This window comes from Methylophaga sp. OBS1 (assembly GCF_026319365.1).
The window spans coordinates 1,205,861-1,231,853 of the sequence record NZ_JAPDMS010000001.1 but is presented as its reverse complement, the minus strand read 5'-3'; the positions used below and the strand labels follow the sequence as shown (position 1 = coordinate 1,231,853).

19 protein-coding genes are annotated in these 25,993 nt (G+C 46.9%); 16 read left to right on the top strand and 3 right to left on the bottom strand.

Annotation, left to right across the window (positions count from 1 at the left end; translation table 11 throughout):
* The first annotated feature begins 369 nt into the window (after positions 1-369).
* From OMQ46_RS05970 to OMQ46_RS05950, 5 genes are read left to right on the top strand one after another with little or no spacing between them, the layout of a single operon-like run.
* Positions 370-726 carry a hypothetical protein gene (locus OMQ46_RS05970; protein WP_266235008.1) on the top strand — a complete coding sequence of 119 codons (357 nt, stop codon included), beginning with the start codon at positions 370-372 and terminating at the stop codon, positions 724-726.
* Positions 719-2,074: an ATP-binding protein gene (locus tag OMQ46_RS05965; protein ID WP_266235010.1), complete on the top strand. Its 1,356-nt coding sequence runs from the start codon at positions 719-721 to the stop codon at positions 2,072-2,074. Before OMQ46_RS05970 ends, OMQ46_RS05965 begins: the two co-directional genes overlap by 8 nt.
* Complete coding sequence (locus OMQ46_RS05960) at positions 2,056-4,920, top strand: Z1 domain-containing protein (RefSeq protein ID WP_266235012.1); 2,865 nt, start codon at positions 2,056-2,058, stop codon at positions 4,918-4,920. Before OMQ46_RS05965 ends, OMQ46_RS05960 begins: the two co-directional genes overlap by 19 nt.
* Positions 4,910-5,887 carry a PD-(D/E)XK motif protein gene (locus tag OMQ46_RS05955; RefSeq protein ID WP_266235014.1) on the top strand — a complete coding sequence of 326 codons (978 nt, stop codon included), beginning with the start codon at positions 4,910-4,912 and terminating at the stop codon, positions 5,885-5,887. Before OMQ46_RS05960 ends, OMQ46_RS05955 begins: the two co-directional genes overlap by 11 nt.
* Positions 5,880-7,979: an AIPR family protein gene (locus OMQ46_RS05950; protein ID WP_266235015.1), complete on the top strand. Its 2,100-nt coding sequence runs from the start codon at positions 5,880-5,882 to the stop codon at positions 7,977-7,979. The genes OMQ46_RS05955 and OMQ46_RS05950 overlap by 8 nt, the downstream gene beginning before the upstream one ends.
* Before the next feature lie 26 nt (positions 7,980-8,005).
* Here the strand turns inward: OMQ46_RS05950 and OMQ46_RS05945 are convergent, their stop codons facing one another.
* On the bottom strand, positions 8,006-9,850 hold the full coding sequence (locus OMQ46_RS05945) for a DNA cytosine methyltransferase (protein WP_266235016.1): 1,845 nt from the start codon (positions 9,848-9,850) through the stop codon (positions 8,006-8,008).
* 14 nt (positions 9,851-9,864) lie between these two features.
* Here OMQ46_RS05945 and OMQ46_RS05940 point away from each other — a divergent pair, with 14 nt between their 5' ends.
* The 7 genes from OMQ46_RS05940 (at position 9,865) to OMQ46_RS05910 (ending at position 18,870) form a co-directional block, all read left to right on the top strand.
* Positions 9,865-10,320 carry a very short patch repair endonuclease gene (locus OMQ46_RS05940; RefSeq protein WP_266235017.1) on the top strand — a complete coding sequence of 152 codons (456 nt, stop codon included), beginning with the start codon at positions 9,865-9,867 and terminating at the stop codon, positions 10,318-10,320.
* A 419-nt stretch (positions 10,321-10,739) separates the two neighbouring features.
* The gene (locus OMQ46_RS05935) at positions 10,740-14,444 is read left to right on the top strand and encodes an EAL domain-containing protein (protein ID WP_266235018.1); all 3,705 of its coding nucleotides are present in this window, start codon (positions 10,740-10,742) and stop codon (positions 14,442-14,444) included.
* A gap of 129 nt (positions 14,445-14,573) precedes the next feature.
* Positions 14,574-15,542, top strand: coding sequence for a calcium/sodium antiporter (locus OMQ46_RS05930; RefSeq protein WP_266235020.1), 969 nt, complete (start codon positions 14,574-14,576; stop codon positions 15,540-15,542).
* A gap of 12 nt (positions 15,543-15,554) precedes the next feature.
* A complete protein-coding gene (locus OMQ46_RS05925; protein ID WP_266235021.1) occupies positions 15,555-16,091 on the top strand; it encodes a hypothetical protein in 537 nt (178 codons plus the stop codon).
* 57 nt (positions 16,092-16,148) lie between these two features.
* On the top strand, positions 16,149-16,736 hold the full coding sequence (locus OMQ46_RS05920; RefSeq protein WP_266235023.1) for a nucleotidyltransferase domain-containing protein: 588 nt from the start codon (positions 16,149-16,151) through the stop codon (positions 16,734-16,736).
* Positions 16,733-17,179, top strand: a complete 447-nt coding sequence (locus OMQ46_RS05915) for a HEPN domain-containing protein (protein ID WP_266235025.1) — start codon at positions 16,733-16,735, stop codon at positions 17,177-17,179. The genes OMQ46_RS05920 and OMQ46_RS05915 overlap by 4 nt, the downstream gene beginning before the upstream one ends.
* Before the next feature lie 110 nt (positions 17,180-17,289).
* Positions 17,290-18,870 (top strand): alkaline phosphatase, encoded by a 1,581-nt coding sequence (locus OMQ46_RS05910; RefSeq protein WP_266235026.1) that lies wholly within the window; start codon positions 17,290-17,292, stop codon positions 18,868-18,870.
* A 5-nt stretch (positions 18,871-18,875) separates the two neighbouring features.
* On the opposite strand, the gene OMQ46_RS05905 is transcribed toward OMQ46_RS05910, so the two are convergent.
* Positions 18,876-20,093, bottom strand: a complete 1,218-nt coding sequence (locus OMQ46_RS05905) for a diguanylate phosphodiesterase (protein ID WP_266235028.1) — start codon at positions 20,091-20,093, stop codon at positions 18,876-18,878.
* A gap of 184 nt (positions 20,094-20,277) precedes the next feature.
* Here OMQ46_RS05905 and OMQ46_RS05900 point away from each other — a divergent pair, with 184 nt between their 5' ends.
* Positions 20,278-20,688 carry a group II truncated hemoglobin gene (locus OMQ46_RS05900; protein WP_266235029.1) on the top strand — a complete coding sequence of 137 codons (411 nt, stop codon included), beginning with the start codon at positions 20,278-20,280 and terminating at the stop codon, positions 20,686-20,688.
* Here the strand turns inward: OMQ46_RS05900 and OMQ46_RS05895 are convergent.
* A complete protein-coding gene (locus tag OMQ46_RS05895; protein WP_266235031.1) occupies positions 20,685-21,320 on the bottom strand; it encodes a helix-turn-helix domain-containing protein in 636 nt (211 codons plus the stop codon). The genes OMQ46_RS05900 and OMQ46_RS05895 overlap by 4 nt on opposite strands.
* Positions 21,321-21,563: 243 nt before the next feature.
* On the opposite strand from OMQ46_RS05895, the gene OMQ46_RS05890 reads away from it, so the two are divergent.
* From OMQ46_RS05890 to OMQ46_RS05880, 3 genes are read left to right on the top strand one after another with little or no spacing between them, the layout of a single operon-like run.
* Entirely contained in the window at positions 21,564-22,805 is a 1,242-nt protein-coding gene (locus tag OMQ46_RS05890; protein WP_266235033.1) for an FAD-dependent oxidoreductase, read from the top strand.
* Positions 22,806-22,819: 14 nt separating this feature from the next.
* Entirely contained in the window at positions 22,820-23,083 is a 264-nt protein-coding gene (locus OMQ46_RS05885; protein WP_266235034.1) for a sarcosine oxidase subunit delta, read from the top strand.
* Positions 23,080-25,992: a 2Fe-2S iron-sulfur cluster-binding protein gene (locus tag OMQ46_RS05880; RefSeq protein ID WP_266235036.1), complete on the top strand. Its 2,913-nt coding sequence runs from the start codon at positions 23,080-23,082 to the stop codon at positions 25,990-25,992. Before OMQ46_RS05885 ends, OMQ46_RS05880 begins: the two co-directional genes overlap by 4 nt.
* Position 25,993 lies beyond the last annotated feature (1 nt).

Here is a 25,993-nt window from a genome sequence, read left to right as displayed (position 1 = left end):
AACCACCCTCGGGTGGTTTTTTTGTGTCTTTTGTTTCTGAGTGGCTTCTGTCATTTCTATTTTGAGGCTGATTGTTGTGGCAAGGGATTTAACTATACAACGAACAAGAAAAGTATCTAAAAGACTCTGTTGAGATCATTACTAGTTAGTTTAGTTGATGTACACATTTTTAATCTCCTGTCGCCTGTAGTTGATTATTACATGGGATGCTAAGTTTTCTGAGCAAATACACCTTGAGTTAAAACATACAAATTCATTGGCCTCGTATATTAAATTAACAGCTAAAAATTGATTTTAGTTTTTTATATAATTTAGTAGTCTCTGAATGTGAAGTAATTCTCAAATTTCTCCAATCAGGAACCTGATAGCATGGAAAGCATTACTGAAGAGACTATTACTGCAATTCTAAACCTTTCCCTTCACGTCTGTATGGCTGATGGGGTTCTATCTGAAGTCGAAGAACAGTCAATTATCGAACAAATCAAGGACTGTTTCGAAATTGTCGATGAAAACGCACTCAGAAACTCAATAGATAATTTTTTTGACTCTGATCATCCGCTAGATGGTCTGATAGCTCCTCTGGTTGATACGGTCTATCTAAAAAAATCGTTAAAAATTGCATATTTTGCGGCTGACGCAGATGGCCTTGATGTTAGAGAGAACATTGCTTTTCAGAGGGTTCTGCGTTCATGCAATTATTTCCTAGAGGATATCGTTGATGTCTGAACACATAGACCTGTCTCCAAATCCAATCGCACACATAAGAACGCTTAGTAGCATTGGCTACAACCTCAACAGCGCCATTGCAGACATTATTGATAACTCCATTACCGCTCAAGCCAAGAATATTTGGGTTGATGCAGAGATAAGAGGTAATTCAGTAAAACTGAGAATTACTGACGATGGCTTTGGTATGAGCCGTGATGAGTTGATCGAAAACATGAGGATCAGCTGCAGAGACCCTTTCGAGGAGAGGCATGAGAACGATTTGGGACGCTTTGGTTCTGGAATGAAAACAGCAAGTTTCTCTCAGGCAAAAATACTAACTGTCATTTCTAAAACCAGTGGTTCTAGTCCGGCTGTCGCAATCTGGGACCTGAATTTTGTAGAAGAAAAAAATGCATGGCTGATTAGACTGCCGCAAGTTGAACAGTTCAATCTGCTTTACCAAGAAGAGATTAATTCACTTTCCTCAGGCACAACCCTCATTTGGGAGCAGATCTATAGATATTCTGATTTAAATGAGGGAGAAATTGAAACCACAGTCTCAGCTGATATTGCTGCATTAAAAAAGTTTCTCTCACTCTATTTTCATAAGTTCCTGCAATCAGGTCTAAGAATTTTTATAAACAGGCAGGCAATAACACCAATCGACCCTTTTTTGACTAAATCTAAAGGCTATCAGGAAGGCCCCTCGCAATCCTTCAGGGTAAAAAAAGGTGGCAAAGTTGAGATACGTGTACATACACTGCCTCATGAGTCAAAACTGACCAAGAAAGAGCTTGATGATCTTGGTGGACCTGGCGAACTCACAGCCAATCAAGGTTTGTATGTCTACCGTTCAAACAGGCTCATTATCGCTGGCGGCTGGCATGGGTTAACTCAGTGGACACAGCTCGGAAAGCTGGCGCGTGTGGAGGTTAATGTGCCAGCTTCTCTGGACTCAGAGTGGGGTACAGATGTAAAAAAAGCAACGCTGGAAATACCCACCAAGATCAGAACAAAACTCAAACAGCTGATACAGGATCCTATCAAGAGATCAAAGCGCTCATATAGGTATCGTGGCCAAGTAGAAGAGGCTAATTCCTTTTGGGATATACGAGAGAATGATAGAGAGGCCACGGTCACTTACGAATTATCACGTGATAACAATCGATTGAAAGATATACTTGAACATGTAGACAAGGAAACGGCTGACAAACTTGTTGCATACCTCATAGACGTCTCATCAACTCTTCCTATCAACCACATCTACGAAAAGATGTCATCCAAACCAAACAGTATCGATCAGACAAAAATTGAATTTAGTGATCTCCTTAAGGAAGTTGAACATTTATGGAAAAAGCAAGACTAGAAGATTCATTCAAGAATATTTTTCGCCTATGTGAAGAGGCAAAAAAAGCAGGGCAAATAGTAGATGTCGCATTCATTGATAGTCTTGTCGAGCATCTCCGATCCAGCCCTCTACGACAATATGATGATTTTACAGATGAAGACTGGAAGTTAATCAAGTTCAGGGTTGAGTCCAGTATCAACATTGATATCCAGGAACAGAGCACTTCACTGGTAAGTAAGGATGTTGAGAGATGGCTTAATCATAAACGTGCCGATATCTCATGGAACTATTGGAATGCATATAGAGAACTTTTAGTTGATAACGGCCGTTCAGAGAGTGTCATAAATGACACAGAGAAAGTCATAGATGAAATTCTTGACGCGAGTGGTGACCCGAATTTAACAGGCCCTTGGAAACGCAAAGGCCTGGTAATGGGTAATGTTCAGTCAGGAAAGACTCAGAATTATCTTGGTCTCATTAATAAAGGTATCGATGCTGGTTATAAGGTAATTATTCTGCTCGGTGGACACCTGAATGAGTTGAGAAAGCAGACTCAGGAGCGTGTAGATGAGGGAGTGACTGGTCGAGAATCTTCTCACTTGGCTAAATTGAATACAGGCAATGCTGAGAGGGTAGGTGTTGGCTTATATAGAGATAAGGATCTGGAAGTTTTTACATTTACTTCCACAGAGAGTGACTTTCATAAGAATCTTGAACAGATAAGGTTTCCATTTACACAGGTCAATGCGCCTGTGGTTCTCGTCATAAAAAAGTGGGCATCGGTTCTCAAGAGTGTGAACAAGTGGATTACAGACAAGCATGATCTTGACCCTGAGAATAATATCAAACTCAAAATGCCACTTCTCTTGATTGATGATGAGGCTGACTATGCATCCATCAACACAAAGAAAAAAGTATCAAAAGTTACCACCATCAATGCTGGTATCCGAAGTCTGCTGAATCTGTTTGAGCGTTCAACTTACATCGGTTATACAGCGACACCTTTTGCCAATATCTTTATAGATCCTGACGAGGATGGGGATGAACTGATTGGTGATGATCTTTTCCCTGAGAATTTCATGGTGAAGATGCCAATTCCAGATAATTACGTCGGACAAAATCACTTCTTTCTGTCTGAAGAAGATGATGATTCATCCAGTCCGGTAATTGTTGTTGATGATTACCACACAACCATACCTAACAAGAGTAATAAGTCATCTAAACTGACAGATTTATCAGAGTCTCTGAAAGATGCGGTCAGAGCTTTTCTTATCGTCACAGCTTGTAGAAGCTGCAGAAAAGAGAGTCGGGCCCATAACACGATGCTAGTCAATATGACGCACCTCACTGCTCTGCAGGATCAGTTGGCCGGGATGATTGATTCTTATGTAGGTGAAATAAGAAATGCAGCTGATTTTGCACTTGGATACTCTTCAGATAAAGCAGTTATAAAATCATCTCTCATCAATCAACTTAGAGAAACTTTTAACAACCGCTTCTATGATATTCCGGAAAGTTTTGAGGATATCTATCCTTTCCTGAAACAGGCAATTTTCAAGACGGAGGTCTTGGCGGTTCACGGAAAAGGCGACACACTGGATTATAGTCGTTATCAGGAGAATGGTCTGGCTGTAATTGTCGTCGGAGGACACAAGCTTTCTAGGGGGCTCACCTTGGAAGGACTTACGGTTTCATACTTCACACGTAATTCAAAAATGTACGACACACTGATGCAGATGTGTCGCTGGTTTGGCTACAGGCCTGGCTATAAAGACCTATGCAAGTTATATCTCACTGAAGAGTCACTTGAATGGTATACCTTCATTTCTGAGGCTATTCAGGAGCTCTATCACGAGCTTGAGAGAATGTCCCGACAGAAAAAAACGCCAAGCGAGTTTGGCTTGAAGGTTCGTGACTATCCTGGCGCACTCCTTGTAACTGCAAAACAGAAGATGGATACAGCTGAAGCCTATACCAGATCGATGGACTTGTCTGGCTCGAGGATCAGAAGGTTTGAGTTCTTCACTGATGATCAATCAAACAACAATAATATAAATACTGTGAATGGATTTATAGCCAACCTTGAGAAGCTTTATAAACACACCAAGACAGATAATGGCTCAACGCTTTTCTATGATGTGAATCATGAGGATGTAATAGCGTTCATGCAAATGATGAAGCTCGCTGAGGACGAAATTCCTGATTATCTGATTGAACAGTACATTCAAAAGCTGAAATTGAACGGGTTACCTAACTTCAGGGTGTGTGTAAAAAATTTCACAGGTAACTCACCTGATACGTGGTGGTCAAAGAAGCTTCTCGAAGAATATAACATTACACTGCCAGGGAACTATACCTTCCCGTCACCAGTGGGCTTAGTTAAGGCTGCTAAACGAAAACTCACCTATTCAAGAAACAAGCAAACAATGAGACAGCCCAGCTCAGAGTTGGGTGAGAAAACAGACGAAAGGTTATTTCTTCCCAAAAGTGAGTTTGTAAGCACACGTTCTGATTCGGTTACAGATGACATAAGGCATCCAGACAGAGACTTCCCCGGGCTAATTTTGTATACCTTCGCTACTGCAGTTGTTAAAGCGAAAAGTGGTGTTAAGGGAACTAAAGGTAATAATGATGGTGTGGATAAGCCTCACTCAGATGTCACTGTCGGTTATTCATTGTCTTTTCCGGAGCCGGACAACCTCAAAAATAAACCTAAGGATGAAATAGAACGGATCAGAAAAAATACAAAAGTCAGCTACCTCACAAATAAGGTGTGGCGTGATATGACGGCCTTTATTGATGATGAGCCAGAATTTGACGAAGGGGCCGGGGTAGAAGAGGAGACAGACGAAAATGACAGCTAGTCTCTACGACTTTTTCAAAGATGATCCTTGGGCTGATATTGAACAAGGCACTTATCCAAAATCTGCTCGCAGGCTTTACTCTGAGGACGATCGCTTCTGGGTCTCTGTTGATGAAGCAGGTCAGAAACTTTTTTTCATAGAAGAGCCTGTAATCTGCGAGGTGGATACAGACCTCAAAGTGTCCTGTTTACGGGTAGACATGGTAAAAATGAACAGTTCTACTAGATTAGTCTGCACTCTTGTCGAGGATGAATTAAAAGACAAATTCTCTACTGTTACCAAGGACATCGCTCATTATTGTTCCTCACATCAAGGGCTAAAGTTATTCCAGCACGCTGTTGAACGTATTTTATCTTGGGGAGAGTTCTTGAAACCCTCCAGAGAGGGGCTGAGGCATAGTGAGTTGGTCGGCTTCTGGGGAGAGCTCTATACGCTGAAAAAACATATTTCTCCACACTTACAAATAGACAAAGCAGTGTCAGGCTGGGTTGGACCACTTAAGAAAAAACAGGATTTTACGCTTGGGGAAACCAGCATAGAGGTAAAAACTTCCCAATCCGGCGATGGGAATGAGATAAGAATCTCGTCACTGGAGCAACTCCAGAAACGAACGGAAAAGTTATATTTACTGACTCTGCGTATTGTTAATACTAAAGAACAGGATGATTTGAGTCTTGAAGACCTCTATCTGGAGATTGTTCAAGAGTTGGAGTTTTCTCCTGTTTCTAAACGTGATTTCCTGCAGAAAGCTGCATCACTTTATGGAAAAGCAACCCAAAGCCAGTTGAAGACCAAATTTATAGAAGTCGACCATGCTATATATGAGGTCGATGATGATTTCCCCAGACTCGTTCCTGAAAATATACCTGGTCCTAGTATCGTAAGGGTGAGTTATTCAATCGATGAAAATGCACTTGGCAAACATCGTATTCTGGATGGAATAAAGGATCTATTATCAGATGGATGAATTATTAGAATTTAGGGAACAGTTCCTTAACCGGATTAAACTTGCAGCAGAATCCCACCTCTCAGCTGAAGAAGAGAAGTTTTTTGAAGATATCTCAGAGTCGTTATCTGAGGCCGGTATTTTGGATAACGTTGAGTATTCGCCCTACAGGAACTCTAATAAAGGTCTCAAAATAGACGGATACAGTTGGAATGACCTTGAAAAGTCGCTGACAGGAATCATCACTGATTACGAAGGCCTGGATGAGATCTCAACCATCAATAAGGCCGATATTCTCAAATTAAGTAAAAAGGTAGAGCGCTTTCTAGATAAGGTTGAAGACAAGTCGTTCTTGGATGAGCTTGAAGAATCTACCGATAGAGTTATAGCCACGAGTATGGCTTATTTTCTACCTGATGCAATTAAGTGCAGGGTGGTTATTCTTACAGACAAGAAACTCAGTGACCGGGTTAAGAAAATAGAAATTGAGGACATTAAAGGTTTACCAACCTCAATTGAAATTTGGGACATAGAGCGAATCCGAATACTGAATGATTCAGGTACGGAAAATGAACCATTTACAGTTGACTTTATGGAGCTTTGTAAAGGCCTGAGTGTTCTTCCAGCTAACATTAATCCAGAAGATACAAGTACATACCTCTGTGTTGTGCCTGGTGAGGTTCTCAGCAAACTTTACGATGAATATGGTCAAAGACTTCTTGAAGCAAATGTTAGGACATTTCTAGACTTCAGGTCCTCGGTCAATAACGGCATCAGAAAGGCACTTCTGACCGAGCCTGAAAATTTCTTCTCCTATAACAATGGGTTGACGTGTACCGCTACTGGAATCAAAACAGAGGTTATTGATGGCAGAGAGGTGATTACGAGTCTTGATGACTTGCAGATTGTAAACGGGGGCCAGACAACCGCTTCGATATATTTTTCACCTCGTGAAAAAGGTGGAATAGGAGAGTTGAGGTATAAAGACATAGATCTCTCGAAAGTTTTCGTCCAGATGAAGCTGACAGTCATTACTGAGGAAGAAAAAAGAGAGATTCTAAAGTCTAAAATTTCACAATACGCTAACACACAAAATGCGATCCAGAAGTCTGATCTTGTATCTAATCATCCTTTCCATCTGAATCTGGAGAAACTTGCCCTTACAATACCAATGCCTGCAGGTGAATCTGGCTTATCCACGAAGTGGTTTTATGAGCGGGCTCGCGGACAATATGGAACTAGAATACGAGCTTTGAGTTCTGCGAAACGAAACCAGTTTGAACTTGAGTTTCCCAAAAATCAGAAATTCAATAAAACGGACATGGCAAAGTTTGAGAATACCTGGCGAATGAACCCTCATGAGGTTAAAAAGGGTGCCCAAGCTAACCTGAGATTATTAGGGGCAAAAATAGCAGATGAGTATGACAAGGACGACTCAAGCTTTAAGCATGCCTTTTACAGAGAGCTGATTGCGAAGGCTATACTCTTCAAATCCGCAGACTCTGCCATCTTAAAGTCAGACTGGTACAAGGAAGAGAAAGGTTTCAAGGCTGAGACAGTTACATTTACATTGGCACTACTCAGGCACCTTCTTATCAAAGATGGTAAAGACATAAACTTGGAACGAATCTTCAAAAACCAGTCAGTTTCCTCATCACTTTTAGATGAGATAGTTAGCCTTGCTAAGTTTGTGAGAGAAAAAATACTCGATCCGAATTTTAGACAGGGTGTTGGTAACCCCTCTGAGTTCTGTAAATCAGAGAAAGGTTGGAATCTTGTCAAAAAACTTGATTACGATTTGAGCCTCATCAACAGAGCAGACTATGTGGATGCAGAGCAGAAAAGAGAGGCAGAACACAAAAATGATGAGATAAATGAGGCAGGTGCCCAAATTGAGTCACAAACATCCGTTATGGAAGTGACAGCGGATGAGTGGCTCGCAATCAAGGAGTTTTTTAAAAATATGGGCTATCCGATCGACCATAAAAATGTTGCCTTACCTGAAAAATGCTCTTTCATAAGTAGTGGTAAGTGGTTCCCAAGTGAGAGGGAGAGCAAAGTGGTGATGGATGTGAGGAAGCAGGCATACCTGAATGGCTTTGATTTTGTCTGATTAGGGATAAATGCTACCAATACAGCCTAGAAAAGCCCCTTTTTTTCTAAAATTTTAAGAACATGGTTGGCTATTTGTTTAGCTAGAAATGCTGGTACTGCATTTCCGACTTGTTGGTATTGCCAGCCTCTGGTTCCCTCAAAGTAATAGTCATCGGGAAAGGTTTGTATTCTGGCTGCCTCTCTGACAGTTAAAGATCTATTTTGACTAGCATCATAATGTATTTGGGCATGACCATCTTTTCTTAAGTGACTTGTGATGGTCAGAGGGACCATATCTGAGCCAATAGTCCTGAACCTATCTGCTTGATTACCAGACTCCCAGTTCTTATGGTCTGGCGATAATGCAAATGGAAAATCTTTACTCTTTGGGAAAGGACTTTTCTGATGTTTGTGTGCATTTGCCCATGATGCAGAAAACATATACCTTTGCAGGTCACTAATCATGTGCTGCCTGGTATCATGATTTGGAACGCCATCGAGACTTCTATTCAACCAGTTATATAGATCTGGGTATTTATATTTGAAGTTGTCATCGTATGGGGGATTGTTGCCTTCTTGCTTACAAAAAAGCGCATTCCCCCTACCTGCATTAATGTCAGTGATATCCCCGGATAGTTTGAGTTGCTCGACTTCTTTGAGGGTATTAGCAAAGGATGTTCTGATCTTCTCAGCATCCTTGGAATTGAAGTTCGATAATTTTTTATTATTTCTATCGATGACCCGTTCTATTTCTCTCTTATCAGAGAGAATTGAAATCAAATGGTCTCGATTTTTTTCCCAAGTAGATATCCAGTTTTTATGGCTATCGTTCAATGTTTCACTTTTTTGGCTGATACCACTTCTGAGCTTAGGCAAGCCGCTCAGTAACTCACTTGTTGAAGGGGTGGGTAGGACATCTTCCCTCATAAAATCATCAACAGGACCGTACTTGTGTTTGATACCGAGAAGTATCACGCGCTTGCGAGCTTGAGGAACTCCAAATTTACTTGCGTTAATAACTAATTTCTTATTGCTTTTGTAGAGAGGCCCAGCAGTATCTGTAGCTGGTTCATCTGGTTCACGGACAAGTGAATATATGTCGTAATGTTCGTTATCCTCAATTTTGTCAGGCCTTACCAGTTCACGTTTGATTCGTTCAAAAATCAGTTCACCTGTGGCCAGTTTTGCACTCAGTATGCCTTCGACATTTTCCATGACAAAGACATCTGGATCAGCTTCATCAATTACTCTCAAATACTCTTGATAGAGGAAAAAACGCTCATCATTTTCAGGTGAGTAATCCTTTATTGCCTTGATTCTATTTCTGCCATTAACGGAATATGCCTGACAAGGTGGTCCACCAATGACTATTAAGGGTCCAGTAGTTGAAGATTTAATTTGTCTGATACGCTCAATGATTTCCAATTCATCTTGAGTTTCCTTGTCATCTACATCGCTGATTGGCTCACCTTTTCGTATTTTTTTCCACTTATCAGGTTTACCCAGTGCTCGAGGTTTTAAAAGAGTTTCTTTGCGAGCTTCGTCCCATTTATCACGACATTTCTGGATCATCTCTTCCTTTCTGGCTTTCTTGGTATCTTCATCACTACTGGTGATGTATGGATAGTAGAAGAGTTCACGCTCTTGTTTAGTGAGTTTTCTATAAAAAGACCGCAATGTCAGCGTGTCATGTGCGTTTTTTTCGTACTCGACAGACATTGCAATTTGAAATGGGGAGTTGGGACGACAGTTGCTGAAACCTTCACCGAGCCCCCCCGGGCCAGCAAACAAATCGATAACGGTAATTTTATTTTTTGAATTACTTTTCATTTTTTGCAGGTCAAAATTTTCAGGTAATAATACCAGGTTATCCAGTAAAAACCAGGACATGGTGGAGGTCATTTGTGGCTGATGTTTTTGACAAAGAAACCAGATCAAAAAATATGTCTCGTATCAGGGCAAAAGACACTAAGCCTGAGCTACTAATCAGAAGGGAGCTTCATAAAAGGGGATATAGATATCGCTTACACAGAGCTGACCTCCCTGGTAAACCAGATATGGTTTTGCCAAAGTTTAGGGCAGTAATTGAGATACGTGGTTGTTTTTGGCATGGGCACAATTGCCACTTATTCAAGTGGCCTAAATCTCGAAGTGAGTTCTGGGAGAGAAAAATTAATCAGAATATAGTTCGGGATAAGGCAAACACAAAAAAGCTTGAGGAGTTGGGCTGGAGAGTTTTAACGGTCTGGGAATGTTCGATAAAAGGAAAGACTCGTCTTGGCAGTACGCAACTCATAGAGCGGATAGTTGATTGGATAGTTGCAAATAAAAATAGCAGTTCAATTGAAGGAGAAATATAAGGCGCATAATCATAAGTCATTGGCTTCACCTTTACCGCCAAGTTCAGCTTATGAAACGGATAATTCTTCTCAAATAAGCTTTAAAATCAATTCAATATCATGACTTTTTTATATCTCTCATTGACGGGGCAAGCTGATATTCTCAGTTGGTAGCATATATCAATATCAACACACTAAATTTTAAATTAGCTTCGCGCCGCCCCAATCGAACAGAAACTACCCTCGGGTGGTTTTTTTGTGTCTGCACCATTAATAGAAATATACAGTTATTTGAATGTTGCTCCGGTGTTCTATTGGTAGATTTTCCCCGCCTGATTTTCTTTTTCCACCTGGTAAGCGTCACAGACCGTTCAAAATTGTTGACGAATCCTTCTGTGCTTAGGAAGATAGCCTCATAGCCATTGGGAAAGCCAGTCTCTATGCGGATCAGAGAAAAAATCAGTCTTATTGTCATCGTTAGCATACTGATTACGGCGATACCCACAGCGATACTGATTACAGCTTTTGCCAAAGAGAAGATTCTGAGTCGTGAGGTTAAGAATCTGTTAACCATGACTGATAGTCAGGTTGACGTGGCATCAGAGCGGTTGCGAGCAGGGGAGCAGAAGCTAAAAGCATTATCACGGCTATTACAGGAAGCGCTGCAAAAGCCGGTAACGCAACAAGAAATCGATGCTTTTTATCAGGAGGCCACGCTGAATGATGATGGCATCTGGCGTAACCGTCGTGATGATTATGACGGACAGCAGGAGGCCGGTATTTTTCTGCCGGATTCGTCAGCACTCAGCGATCAGCAGAAAGTCATGCATCTTCGTATCAAGCAGGTTATGGATACCTTTGGTGCTGCAGCCAACCGTTTGCACGAAAATGTCTGGTATCTGTCTCGGGACCGCAGCGAGGTCATTTTCGATAAGACTTTTCCTGAGTTTGTTTTTGATCAAGACGCTGATAATGACTACACCCAGACACCCTGGATGACATTGACTTCCCCCGAATCAAACCCGGCTCGCGGCTATCGGTTTACACCGCCACTATTTGATCCGGTGCCGAAAGTTTGGATGGTCAGTGCAGTCTATCCCCTTTACTTGAATGAACAATGGATGGGTGCACTTGGGGAAGATATGCAACTCACTAATGTTTTGGGGTTTATCTTCCGTGATCAGCAGATGTACCCGGATACGCAGCACTTCCTGCTTGATAAAGAAGGGGAGTTTATTCTTGCCGGTCAATGGCAGGAGGCACTTGAGGCGGCAACGGATCAGGATGATTTCGCGTTGAATGGGGAAGACGAATTAAAAGCGTTACTCAATACCCACTCACTGGATTACGCCTCGGTATTGTTGTCACGGAATTTGATGATTGATGGCGAGGAATATATTGCGCTGGGCATGCGGATTGCCCCGGTGGACTGGTCTTATTTCCGTTTGGTACCTGTGGCTAATATTGTTGAGCCGCTGCAACAGTTACTGTTCATGTTGTTCGTCATGGTCTTTGTGATTACTGCGGTGTGTGGTGGGCTGATCACGGCGGCGATTCACACCAATGTTGTGTCGCGTTTGACCCGTCTGACCCGGGCAATTCGATCTTATGAATCCGGTGACCGAAATGTGGTCGCGCAGAGCGTGAAAGGCAAAGATGAAATTGCCATGGCTGCGCGGGAATTTGATGTTATGGCCGAGCGTGTGGCGGACGCCAGGCAAGCTTTGGCTGAGAGTGAGGAACGCTGGAACCTGGCCCTGGAGGGGGCCGGTGACGGGGTCTGGGATTGGAATATCACGACGGGAGATGTCCTTTACTCCAAACAATGGGCACGAATGCTCGGGTTTAAAGAGCATGAGATTTCCCCCGAGATTTCGTCCTGGGATGAGCTGGTTCACCCGGATGATATTGGAAAAGCCCGCGAGCATCTGGATGACTACCTCAGTGGTAAGAGCGCCGTTTTTGCTGCTGAATTCAGAATGCGCTGCAAGGATGGCAGTTGGAAATGGATTTTGTCACGCGGCATCGTGGTCGAGCGGGACCGGGCACAGTGCCCGACCCGGATGATCGGTATGCATACCGATATTTCTTATCTCAAACAAATCGAAACAGATCTTCGGACACTGACAAAACAGCAACAGGAATTGCTGGAATACAGCCCCATCGCGACAAGGATTGCTGCTGACGGTGGCAGAAAAGTGATATACGCAAACCGGGGCTACGCAGAGCTGATAAAGCGTGACGCTGATACGGTGCTCGGTGCTGACCCTGCTGATTATTATGTCGATGAAGCACAATACCAGCATTACCTGAAGACCCTGGAGCAGGATGGCAAAGTGTCTGATGTGCTCACTCGTCTGCAGATACCCGATGGTGAAGAAAAGGTGGTGCTGGCCACCTATATGCCAATTCAGTACGAAAACGAAAAATGTGTCATCGGCTGGTTTTATGATGTGACCGAGTGGTTGAAAGCACAGGAAGCCTTACGTTTACACGCCAGCGTTTTCGATAATGCCTGGGAAGGTATCCTGATCACCGATAAGGACAATCGCATCATTACCGTTAACCATGCTTTCACTGAAATTACCGGTTATGGTCAAAATGAGTTGATAGGTGAGGATCCGGGCGTGCTGGCTTCCGGTCGTCAGGATAAAAGTTTCTACGACAAGATGTGGAAAACCATTCACGAGACGGGGCGCTGGCGAGGTGAAATCTGGAACCGTCGGAAGAATGGTGAGTTTTATGCCGAAATCCTGACTATCAGTGCCATTAAGGATGAGCAGGGCGAAATCACTAATTATCTCGGCCTGTTCGCGGATATTACCGAAATAAAAAATACCGAGCGTCAACTGGAGGATCTGGCTCATTACGATTCGCTCACCCAACTGGCCAACCGGACATTGTTGTCTGACCGGCTTGAGCAGTCATTGAACCATGCCCGACGCCGAGGCAGTATGCTGGCAGTGTGTTTTCTTGATCTGGATGATTTCAAGCCTATCAATGACAGTTTCGGCCATGATGTTGGCGATAAACTACTGATTGAAGTGGCAAATCGTCTTAATCAGGTGGTTCGAAGTGGTGATACGGTTGCTCGAATGGGCGGCGATGAGTTTGTTCTGCTGATCACCAATATTGAGGATCTTCAAGAACTGGATCCGGTGCTGACCCGTATCAACAAGAAAATTGCAGAAGAAATTTCACTGGATAGCCATATTGTCTCTGTTACCGCCAGTATCGGCGTAGCAATTTATCCGTTGGATGATGTCGATGCCGATACCCTGATTCGTCATGCTGATTTATCCATGTATGAGGCCAAGCAGGCGGGGCGTGACGGTTACCATATTTTTGATGTCAAACTCGACCAGCAGATGCATGCGCTGCATGCCCGTATTGAACAGGTTGCGGCAGCGCTGCGAAACGATGAGCTTTGTCTGTACTATCAACCCAAAGTCAATATGAGAACCCGTGAGGTCACGGGGATGGAAGCACTGATACGCTGGCGACACCCGGAAAAAGGCGTGCTGGGCGCGGGTGAGTTTCTACCGGCGATTGAATCGCATGAACTCATCATTACTGTAGGCGATTGGGTGCTGGAACAAGCCCTGCAACAGATTCAACAATGGCGCAGCCAGGGACTGGATTTACAGGTCAGCGTGAATGTGTCGGCACGGCAAATCCAGCATATTGATTTCGTGGATAAACTGGAAAAACTGCTGTCGAATTATCCTGACATTCCCCCTGCCTTGCTGGAGCTGGAGTTACTGGAAACATCCGCGCTTGAAACCCGCCAAACGGCAGGTGTGGTAGAGGCGGCAGGTCAGCGGCTCGGTATCTTTTTCGCGCTGGATGATTTTGGAACCGGATATTCTTCGCTGACCTACCTGAGAAAATTACCCGTCAGAACGCTGAAAATTGATCGCTCATTCGTCAGCAGCATGCATGAAAGCGAGGGCGATATGGCGATTGTGAAAGGTGTAATCGAGCTGGCACAAACCTTCAAACGGCACATTGTCGCGGAGGGGGTTGAGACCGAAGCGGAGTGTGACACTTTGATGCAATTTGGCTGTGAGACGATTCAGGGCTATTACATCGCCAAACCGATGCCCGCTGCGGCTGTGTTTGACTGGGTTCAGTCCTTTCAGTAATCCAGGTAACACCGGCATAAAACACCGAATCGTAGCGACATGATGAGATTATTCTGATAAGCATTTTCAGGCTTGCTATGATCGGGCAGGCTTTTGTTTCTAACGCATTGAATCGGAGTAATCACCTGTATGAGCCTTGCTATTGCTGCTGTCATTTTTGGCCTGATTTTACTGGTCTGGAGTGCGGACAAGTTTGTTGAAGGCGCCGCCGCTACCGCACGGCACTTCGGCATGCCTGCCTTATTAATAGGTATGGTGATTGTCGGCTTTGGTACTTCTGCGCCGGAAATGGTGGTCTCGGCACTGGCCTCATCGCAGGGAAATCCCGGTATCGCCCTGGGCAATGCCTATGGCTCCAATATCACCAATATTGCCCTGATTCTGGGTATCACAGCTTTAATCAGCCCGATTGCAGTGCATTCACAGGTGCTGAGAAAAGAGCTGCCTATCCTCACCATCATTACCTTCGCCGCAGCCTGGCAGCTTTGGGATGGCAACCTGTCCCGGATGGACGCTATCGTCCTGCTGCTGATTTTCGCTGTTCTGATGGGCTGGACCATCTGGCAGGGGATGCAGAAAAAAACAGATGAATTCGGTACCGAAATGGAGCAGGAGCTTGAACAGCAGCAAATGCCGATTAAACGTGCCGTATTCTGGCTGATTACCGGCTTGCTGCTATTGATTCTGAGTTCCCGGGTACTGGTCTGGGGGGCGGTGGAAATCGCTACAGCCCTGGGCGTCAGTGACCTGATTATCGGTCTCACCATTGTAGCTGTGGGTACCTCTCTGCCCGAGCTGGCCTCATCAGTGATTGCCGCCCGTAAAGGTGAGCATGATATCGCACTGGGTAATATCATCGGTTCCAACTTGTTTAACACCCTGGCCGTGGTGGGTATCGCCGGCAGCATTGCCCCGATGGCCGTCTCTCAGGAACTGCTGTATCGCGATGTGATGACCATGATTGTGTTGACGCTGTCGCTGTTTGTGTTTGGTTACGGTCTCGGTAAACAGGGCCGAATCAATCGGATTGAGGGCGGTATTCTGCTGTCGGCTTATGTCGGCTATACCGTGTACCTGATCACTACTGTTTTCGCTTAATCACGGAACATCATGGCGAATATACTGCTCGACAAGTCGCACAAAAAACTCATTCAGTCGGCGATTGATTTAGGTGACTGGCTGCTTTCCCTGGATGGGCTCAGTGAACAGGACAGTCAGGCCATTAAAGCCGTGCAGAAAGCGCTGAATAAATTGCCCAAGGTCAATGACGGCACCTTGGCGATGTATGGCTTCAGCCTGGAGCAGGGCAATGAAATGGCCGGACTGGTGCGCGGCTGGGATATTTCGCTAGAGTATTTTGCCAATGATCCTGAGCAGCAGGGTGGGCTGGAAATGTTCAGCTCCTATATTCCGATTCCTGAAAGCACTGACCCGGACGTGCTGGCGGAGAAGAAAAACAATGAACTGTATTTTCACTGGCCCATCGGTGATATCTGCAACCTGATTCCAGCCAATCAGGCCAGCCAGTGGCTGGAGCAGGTTTCCAACCCGGCTTCACTCGCAAAATCAGGAGAGCGACTACGGGTGGAAATTGTGTTTGGTGATTATTATTCAGAGCTGGAATACCCAATTCATAGTGAATATTGAAAATCCCCAATATGGGGATTATAGTACCCATATTGGGGATTTTATTGTTGGTGTTCTATGTCAATCACTTCGATAGCTGATGCATTATTCACAAAAACACAGCAACGGGTATTGGGATTACTTTTTAGCAAGCCTGGCGAGCGTTTTTATACCAACGAGATCCTACGTCGGGCTGATATGGGAAGAGGCACTGTCACTCGCGAGTTGGAAAAACTTGCGGGCGCCGGTCTTGTTCTTGTGTCAAGAGAAGGAAATCAACAGCACTACCAGGCTAATCCTGCTAGCCCGATATTTGAAGAGCTGGTCTCAATCGCTCGAAAGACCTTCGGTGTAGCGGATGTGCTGCGCCATGCAATGGCTGCCTTGTCTGAACAAATTGATGTGGCTTTTGTATTTGGTTCGATGGCTTCGGGCGAGGCTGGTGTTCACAGCGATATTGATTTGTGCGTGGTGGGAGAGGTCAGTTTTGCTGAGTTGGTAAAAGCCGTCTATCCGTGTCAGCAGACTCTGGGACGTGAAATTAATCCGAAAACTTTTACACTATCAGAGTGGCAGCAGAGCAAGAAAAAGAACACAGTATTTCTGCAGGAGCTTTTGCACAAACCAGTCATTAATGTGATTGGTAACAGGGATGATTTAGCATGACATTAGATAATCTTGTCGGGAAGTCGCTGGATGCGGTTGCGCCTGATAAACATATGATTCAGCGCTTATTGGCTGCAGCCAGGCGCAATATTGAAGATGCACAAACCACCACATTGAGTAATGAAAACCGTTTTGATATGGCTTATAAGGCCATTATGCAACTTGCCAACGCGTCGCTGCAGGCCAACGGTTATCGCACTGTTACCTCGGTGCCGGGTCATCATCAGACCATGATTCAGAGCTTAGCTAAAACGGTTGGTCTGGATAAGGACATCATTGTAGAACTGGATATCTTGAGAAAGCAACGCAATATTGCTGATTATAGCGGTGACCTAATCACGGATAGATCTATGCAAGCGTGTCTCGACCATGCAGATGCATTATGGAAGTTGGTGAATCAATACTTGCTTGAAAATCACGCTGATTTAATCTCAAAAGCATAGTGATAACTAAACTGATGCCGATTATGAAATATGAGTTTCATTGTTTACGCATAACATGAAAGGCACTGTTTCTGTTAAACGTCTTCTTTTTAATCAAGGCCGATATTGTAATGCCCAAGAAATCTTTATTTTTAATTGCGATTGCCTTAATTGTTACCAGTCTGCATGCCTATAGCGGTGAAGTAAATTTACCTGAGCATCAGACCAATAATCCCTGGTTTCAGGACGCGGCAGCCAAACTGGCAGAAAAACCGGTATTTGAACCCGGGAAAAAAGCCAAAAACATTATTCTGTTTGTTGGCGATGGCATGGGCGTGTCCACTATTACCGCGGCGCGGATTCTGGATGGTCAGAACAAAGGCCTGCCCGGGGAAGAGAACAGCCTGAGCTTTGAAGCCTTTCCGTTTACCGGACTCTCCAAAACCTACAATGTGGATGCCCAGACACCGGATTCTGCCGGTACCATGACCGCGATAATCACCGGTGTGAAAACAGATGCCGGTATTATCGGCATTGATGAAGACGTCACGCGCGGTGACTGCACCAGCGTCAGTGGTAATGAACTGGTCAGCGCACTGGAACTCGCGGAAATGGCGGGGCAGTCGACAGGCTTTGTAACCACAACCCGGGTCACGCACGCCACGCCAGCCGCGACCTATGCCAAGTCACCGGAACGTAACTGGGAAGACAGCGCTGATCTGCCAGCGGATGCAGTGGCGGCAGGCTGTGAAGATATTGCCTCGCAACTGGTCAGTTTTGAGCAGCGACTGGAGCAACGTTATCCAACTGTTGATATTGACGGTATTGAGGTGATGATGGGCGGTGGCCGTCGTCATTTTCTGCCCAATCAGCCAGCCTCGGATAATGAGGATGAAAAAAGCTTATTCACTGGTGACCGAAATGACCAGCGCAACTTAATTGATGAGTGGCAGGCACAATATCCGGGCGGTCATTACATCGAGAATCAGGCAGGATTTGATGCCGTGAATCCCGCTGAAACCCAGAAGCTGCTGGCGCTGTTTGAAGACTCACATATGCACTATGAGGCTGACCGCGGCAATGATGATGCCGGTGAACCGTCGCTCAGTGAGATGACAGCCAAAGCGATTGATATTCTGGATAACAATGAAAATGGCTTTTTCCTGCTGGTGGAAGGCGGACGGATTGATCACGCTCATCATGCCGGTAATGCCCATAACGCCCTGACAGATACGATTGAGTTTGCTCGCGCAGTTGAGATCGCGCTGGAGAACACCAACAGCGAAGAAACACTGATTATCGTGACCGCAGATCACAGTCATGTCTTTACTATGGCCGGTTATCCCAAGCGCGGTAATCCGATTTTGGGAAAAGTCGTTAATATCGGTGAACAGGAACCGGCAGTCGCAGAGGATGGCATGCCCTATACCACGCTGGGCTATGCGAATGGTTTAGGCTTTCGGGATTTGGGCGATGAAACGGATGCGGATGTGGCTTACACTCAGCCAGCTAATACAGGGCGGCATGACCTCAGCCATGTTGATACAGAGGCCAAAGGCTATCACCAGGAAGTGCTGGTGCCGCTGGGTTCAGAGACACATGGTGGAGAAGATGTGGCCATTTATGCGATTGGCCCGGGGGCTTCAGCGGTCTCAGGCGTCAATGAACAGAATCTGATCTTTCACGTCATGCGGCGAGTAGCGCCGTGGTGAGTGTTTTACCAGTTGATTTGTGGGAAACTGTTAAGAGAGGGGCGTGCAAAGTAAAAGCCCTGAAATTTACTGACGCCCGCTGCCAGTAACCACTGAACTTCAGCGGCTTCTTCCACGCCTTCAGCAATGACCGAGATCCCCAGAGAGTAACAACACTCAATAATCGCTCTCACAATAGCTTGTCTGGGGCCATTGGTTTGAATGCCCTGGATCAGTTTGCGATCTATTTTGACTTTGTCTGGTTGAAATTCAGCGAGCAATGAGAGGCCGGCATAGCCGGCACCGAAGTCATCTATCGCTACTTTGATACCAGCACCGCGTAAGCGGGTAATGGCACCGAAAAAGGCATCGTAATTAGTGATAGCCTCTTCTTCGGTGATTTCCACCACAATCTGCTCACTGGAAAGCCCCAGTCTTTCTATCGTATCCAGCAGAAAATCCACAGCATCCGGCACCATAATCAGTGACATCGGCAACAGGTTGAGTGAAATCCGGCAGGGCAGGCCCATATCTGCTGCAATTTGCAGTGCGTATTGTTTAGATTCCAGGTCGAATCGATACAAATCGATGCCACTATATTGAGACAGGATAGAGAGGGGGGATTCACTATTTGGCCCCCTGAGCAGCGCCTCAGCAGAAGTCACCAGTTTACTGATGGGGTTAACGATAGGCTGGAAAGCAAAATTAACCGGGTAGTTTCCGATAGGTACTGCCTTCTCATTCGGCCTTACCACGATGCCGTTAAGATCGTCATAGAGTTTTCTTGAGGGGATATTATAGGAGTCGCGCCAGCGGCCCTTGGCAAAGGCATCAATGATCAAGGAAGCGCGTGTTGCATCGACCCGTTCCAGGTTATCGAGACCCAGTCTGTGGAGTTGATCGTCAAACTCGAGGTCACTGGAGATGATTTGCTTACCACCCTCATCATTGATGACGATAAATCCCAGTCCCCAGTCATCAAAAGTGCGTCTGTATATGGGTTCTTCGAGCACGGTGACGACTTCATCATGTCTGGGATCGGTCTGAATCAGTTCATATAAAGCGCTCACCCTTTGCCTGGGTCCCTCCAGCACCTGCAAAAAAAATTCACCATCAAACACCAGCATACCGGTGATATCGCGATGACGATTTCTGTCGGCGAAGTGCTTTGACATCGCCACAACTTTATCTTTCTTTAGTTGGTTGGTTGAACGACTTCGATAGACCAACAGGCTTAATGACATAGCCAATTCCACGCTTTTTTGTAGGACGTTAACACAGGTTTGTCACATTGTGAAAACACGCTGCGGTAACGGATATACCTCTTTGGGAGTACACACTCATCGGTATTTCACCGTCTCTTGCCCCTCACTAAAATCATTTTATTGATGGTTGCTGAGTGGTTAGGGGGTAAGCATGCAGCAAGCGATGACAAAACCTCGTGAAAGTATTTACCGACAGATTGGTGGCGCCGAGGGCGTTGAGCGGCTGGTTGAGACTTTCTGTAATATTCTGGAAACGACAGAGGTCGGTAAGCCTGTTTATCTGTTGCATCTGCGTGGTCATGGGATGGCCCATGCCCGAATGGAGCAGTTCAATTTCTTCTCCGGTTTATTCGGTGGCCCCAAGCTTTACGCTGAGAAATGGGGGCACTCCAACGTACGACAGATTCATGCGCATGTGCATATCGATGACAGTGTCAGTCAGGCCTGGCTGACCAGTATGTCTATGGCTATGGACAAACTGAACTATAGCCCGAATCTCAAACAGCAATTAATGCAGAGCTTTACTGATATGGCAGCAATTCTGGTTCGCCAATCAGCCCAGGCTCAAACTTAACCGTGTTGGTCGCCCTCAAAGTCGTCGAGGCTGTCGTAGTAGATGATAGCCAGGTAGCGGATCGGCATGTCCAGCTTGGCCATCGGTCGATGCGGCTGTTCGGCATCAAATGTCAGCGAATCACCGGGCTCAAGAATATAGAGCTTGTCACCCACAGAGTATTCCAGCTTGCCTTCCAGCATATAAATGAATTCGGTACCGGCGTGCTCGAAAGGGTCAAACACTTCGCTGTCTTCATCGAGCGAAATCAGGAACGGTTCAAACAGCTTTTTCGGGCCCGTGTCGTAGGCCAGCAGATGATAGGTGTGGCCGCTTTTAGTGCCGCGACGCACGACTTCCATGCCCTCGCCATGGGGAACGTACTGCGCCCCGGCCTTGGGCGTGTCGTAGTCATGAAACAGGCGGGAGAGGGTAACGCCCAGGGCGTTAGCCAGATGTTCCAGTTTTTCGAGGCTGGGTGACGTGAGACCGTTTTCGATTTTGCTCAACATGCCGCGGCTGACATTAGCCCGCTTACTGACTTCGGCAATGGTCAGACCGTTCTCCATCCGCAAGTGGCGCAAAGTATTGCCCAGATGTTTATCCAGTGAATGGCCGGTCGTCCCTGTGGTGAGCGATTCTTTGTTGTTCACGCCTGAAAATACTCCGTCGTATGCCTTGTTCAGGGCTTTGATTATAACCCAGTTTCCGGGCATCAGACCATTCAAAGATTCATTATATGAAAAAAAGTTTACTGCAAGTATTGACATCAAAAATCAGTCATGCGTAAATGGAAATCAAGTTTCATCCAGTGAAACAATGTTTACTAAAAAGGTGGTAGCCGCAGTCTACTTCTTAAGTAGTAGAAGCCAGCACCACGGCAGTGGAGGTAAAGAATGCCATTAGGACTTTTGAAATACGGTCTTAGCAAAGAACATCCGGCACCACGGTTTTTTCGGGACTGCACGCAGCCCAAGAAAAGCTACGATGCCGTCATCATCGGCGGTGGTGGTCATGGCCTCGCTGCCGCTTACTACCTGGCCAAAGATTACGGCATCACCAATGTCGCCGTGCTGGAAAAAGGCTATATCGGTGGTGGCAATACGGGCCGGAACACCACGATCGTCCGTTCCAATTACCTGACACCGGAAGGCGTCAACTTCTATGACGCCAGCGTCAAAATGTATGAGGACCTGTCGGAAGAGCTGGACCTCAACCTGTTTTACTCCACCCGCGGTCACTTCACACTGGCGCACACCGAATCCGCGATGCGCACCATGCGCTGGCGTGCCGAAGTGAATAAACATGTTGGTGTGGAGAGCTATGTGGTCGGTCCGGATGAAATCTCCAAAGCCTGTCCTCAGCTGGATATTCAATGTAGTGGTCAGGCGCCCATTATGGGCGCGCTGTATCACGCACCCGGTTCAGTGGCGCGTCATGATGCTGTGGCCTGGGGCTATGCCAAAGAAGCCGATCGTATGGGTGTGGAAATATTTCAGATGACCGAAGTCACCGGTATCGATGTGAAAAGCGGCAAGGTCGTCGGCGTCAATTCCAGTAAGGGTTACATCGAAACTAACCGGGTTTTGTCTGCCGTTGCCGGTTTTACACCGCGTATTACCGACATGGTCGATATCGATACCCCGATTGTGATTCACCCACTGCAAGCCTGCGTCAGTGAGCCGATGAAACCCTGGCTCGATACCATCCTGGTGTCCGGCAGCCTGCATGTTTATGTCAGCCAGTCATCCCGTGGTGAGCTGGTCATGGGGTCTTCGCTGGATCCTTATGAAGTGCATTCAACCCGCAGTTCACTGGATTTCGTCGAGGGCCTCACTTCGCACATCGTCGATATGTTCCCGTTCCTGTCCAACGTCAAAGTGGTTCGTCAGTGGGCCGGCATGGCCGATCTGACCCCGGACTTTGCGCCGGTGATGGGGAAAACCCCGGTGGAAGGTTTCTATCTCGACGCCGGCTGGGGTACCTGGGGCTTTAAGGCAACACCTATCAGCGGTAAGACGATGGCCGAGACCATCGCCCGTGATGCGGCCCCGGATCTGATCCAGCCTTTCCGTTTATCCCGTTTTGAAGACTACGAGCTGACCGGTGAAAAAGGTGCAGCCTCGGTCGGACACTAAGTGAGAAACACACCATGAAATTACTTCAATGTCCAATCAACGGCATCCGGCCTCTCAGCGAATTCACCTACGGCGGTGAGTACCGTGATATGCCGAATCCCGACACCTGCAGCGACAAGGAATGGGCTGCCTACGTGCACTACCGTCATGGTGCACCCGGTGTGAAAAAGGAATGGTGGTACCACGGGCCCAGCGGCACCTGGTTTATTGCCGAACGCGACACGATGGCTGACAAAGTCGTCCGTACCTACATTGCCGGTCAGGAGGAAGCAAAATGACCCGTCGAATTGCAAAGAAAAGAGGCGAGTGGATCAACCGCGACAAGCCCCTGACGTTTGAATACGAAGGTCAGCAGGTACAGGGTTACGAGGGTGACACCATCAGCAGTGCACTGTGGGCCAATGGTATTCAGGTTTTGGGCCGCAGCTTCAAGTATCACCGTGCCCGTGGTCTGTTGAGTTTTGCCAATCATGATGTCAACGCGCTGATGACCGATGGTGAAGACACCAATATTCGCGCTGATGTCTGGCCGGTCAGCCATGGTATGACCTTGAAAGCGGTCAATACCGATGGCGGCGTTATCAAAGATAAGAACAAGTATATCGATTACTTGTCACCGTTTTTGCCGGTCGGCTTCTATTACAAAACCTTTTATAAACCCAAACGGATGTTCCCGTTCTGGGAAGACAAAATCCGTAAAGCAGCCGGACTGGGCGAGGTTAACTCTAACTACCCGCGCAATATCCGTCCTAAACGCCATGCGCATTGTGATGTGCTGGTAGTCGGTGCCGGTGCATCCGGTCTGTCAGCGGCCCTGACTGCGGCAGCAGAAGGCCTGAGTGTGATTCTGGTGGATGAGAACCGCCAGGCAGGCGGCAGTCTGAGCTATGACTATGCCGGTGATCAGACTTCTGCTGACACACTGAATACGCTGCTGAGTGAAGTCGAAGCCAACAGCAATATCCGCCTGATTACCGATGCTTATGCCGGTGGTTATTACACTGACCACCTGGTGCCGATTGTCGAAAAAAGCGGTATCACCAAGGTGCGCGCACAATCTGTGATTGTGGCAACCGGCGTATTCGAGCAACCCCCCGTGTTCCGCTACAACGATCTGCCAGGCGTGATGCTGGGCAGCGCTGCTCAGCGGCTGGTGCATCGTTATGCGGTCAAGCCATTTGATAAAGGTGTGGTTGTGACAGCCAATGATCATGGCTACCGCACGGCACTGGATCTGGCCTCGGTCGGTGTTGAAGTCGTTGCCGTCATCGATATGCGCATCAGTGGTGCCGGTCAGGAGTTGACTCAAAAGGTCAAAGACAGTGGCATCAGCGTGCATAAAGGCAGCTGCATTTATGAAGCCGTGCCCACTGGTGACAAGCTGGGCGTGAAAGAGGTGGTGGTCTGTCCTTATAACGAAAACACCGCTGAAGCTGATACCAGCCGCAGTGTGCGTCTGAGTTGTGATGGCGTTGCTATGAGTGCCGGCTGGGCACCGGCTGCCGCGCTGCTGTACCAGGCTGGTACCAAAATGGGCTACGACTATGATGTCGAACAGTTCGTCCCGGCCCAGCTGCCTGAAGGCGTATTTGCTGCCGGTAAGGTCAACGGCGTGTTTGATTTGAAATCACGTCAGCAGGATGGCCGCCGTGCCGCGACGGAAGCCGCTAATTACCTGGGTAAAGTGGTCCAGCTGGAGCGCTTTAAAGCCGCATCGGTCAACCGTCCCAGCCATCCTTATCCCATCGTCAACCATCCCAAAGGCAAGAACTTTGTTGATTTTGACGAGGATATCCAGGTTAAGGACTTTATCAATGCCGCCAAAGAAGGTTTCGACAATATCGAATTGATGAAACGCTTTACCACGGTTGGCATGGGCCCGAGCCAGGGCAAGCATTCCAATATGAATGCCATCCGGATCCTGGCTCGTATCCGTCAGCTGCCGGTAGAAAAAATCGGCACTACGACTGCACGTCCATTCTTCCATCCGACCCCGATTGGTCACCTGGGTGGACGTGGTTTCCATCCTCATCGCTATACCGCGATGCACCAGTGGCATGTGGATCACGGCGGTGAAATGATGGAAGCCGGTGTCTGGATGCGTCCGGCCTATTATGCGCCGGCCGGTTCCGGTCTGACTGCCAGTGAGGCGGTACAGCAGGAAACGCTGGCGGTACGCGAGAGCGTGGGCATGATCGACGGCAGCACCCTAGGCAAAATCGAGGTCTTCGGCAGCGATGCCGGCGCCTTCCTGGAACGTTTTTACACCGGTAAGTTTGCCGATCAAAAAGTCGGTGGCAGTCGCATTGCCATGCTGCTCGATGAAGCCGGTGTGGTCAGTGACGATGGTGTCGCGGTGAGAATGGCGGAAGACCAGTTTTATGTCTCCACCAACTCATCCAATGCCGCGACCGTTTACCGTGAAATGCAGCGCTACGTTCAGCTGTGGAAGATGCAGGTCACGCTGGTCAACCTGACCGGTGCAATGGCAGCGATGACTGTCGCTGGTCCCAAATCCCGTGATGTCGTGGCGGCGCTGACCGAGATTGATGTGTCTGAAGCCGGCATGGGTAAAGGCGCGTTCCGTACCGGAAAAGTGGCCGGTGTCGATGCCCGCGTGATGCGTGTCAGCTTTGTTGCGGATCTCGCCTTCGAAATCCATGTGCCCTACAGAGCCGGTCTGCATGTCTGGAAAGCACTGATGGAAGCCGGTAAATCATCAGGCATACGCCCATTCGGAACCGATGCCCAGCGTCTGCTGCGTCTGGAGATGGGGCATCACCTGGTGAGTCACGATACCGATGGTCTGACCAACCCGTTTGAAGCGCATTCTGAATCTCTGGTGGCGATGGATAAACCGTTCTTCATCGGTCAGCGCAGCCTGAAAATCCTGGAGAAAAAGCCGCTTAACAAGAAGCTGACCACTTTTGTACTGGATCCGGGCTTCAACGGCGAGATGCCAAATGAGTGCAACCTGGTCATTGATAGTGCAAGCCGTATTGCTGGACGAGTCACCAGTATTTCCTACAGCGGCTATCTTGATCGTCACATCGGCTTTGCCTTTGTGCCGCCTGAACAGAGCCATGACGGCGCCCGTTTCCAGATCCGTACCGACTCCGGTGCGATGGTATCGGCGACCGCCTGCAATGCACCGTTTTTCCACCTTTTAGAGAGTAGAGGAGAGTAAT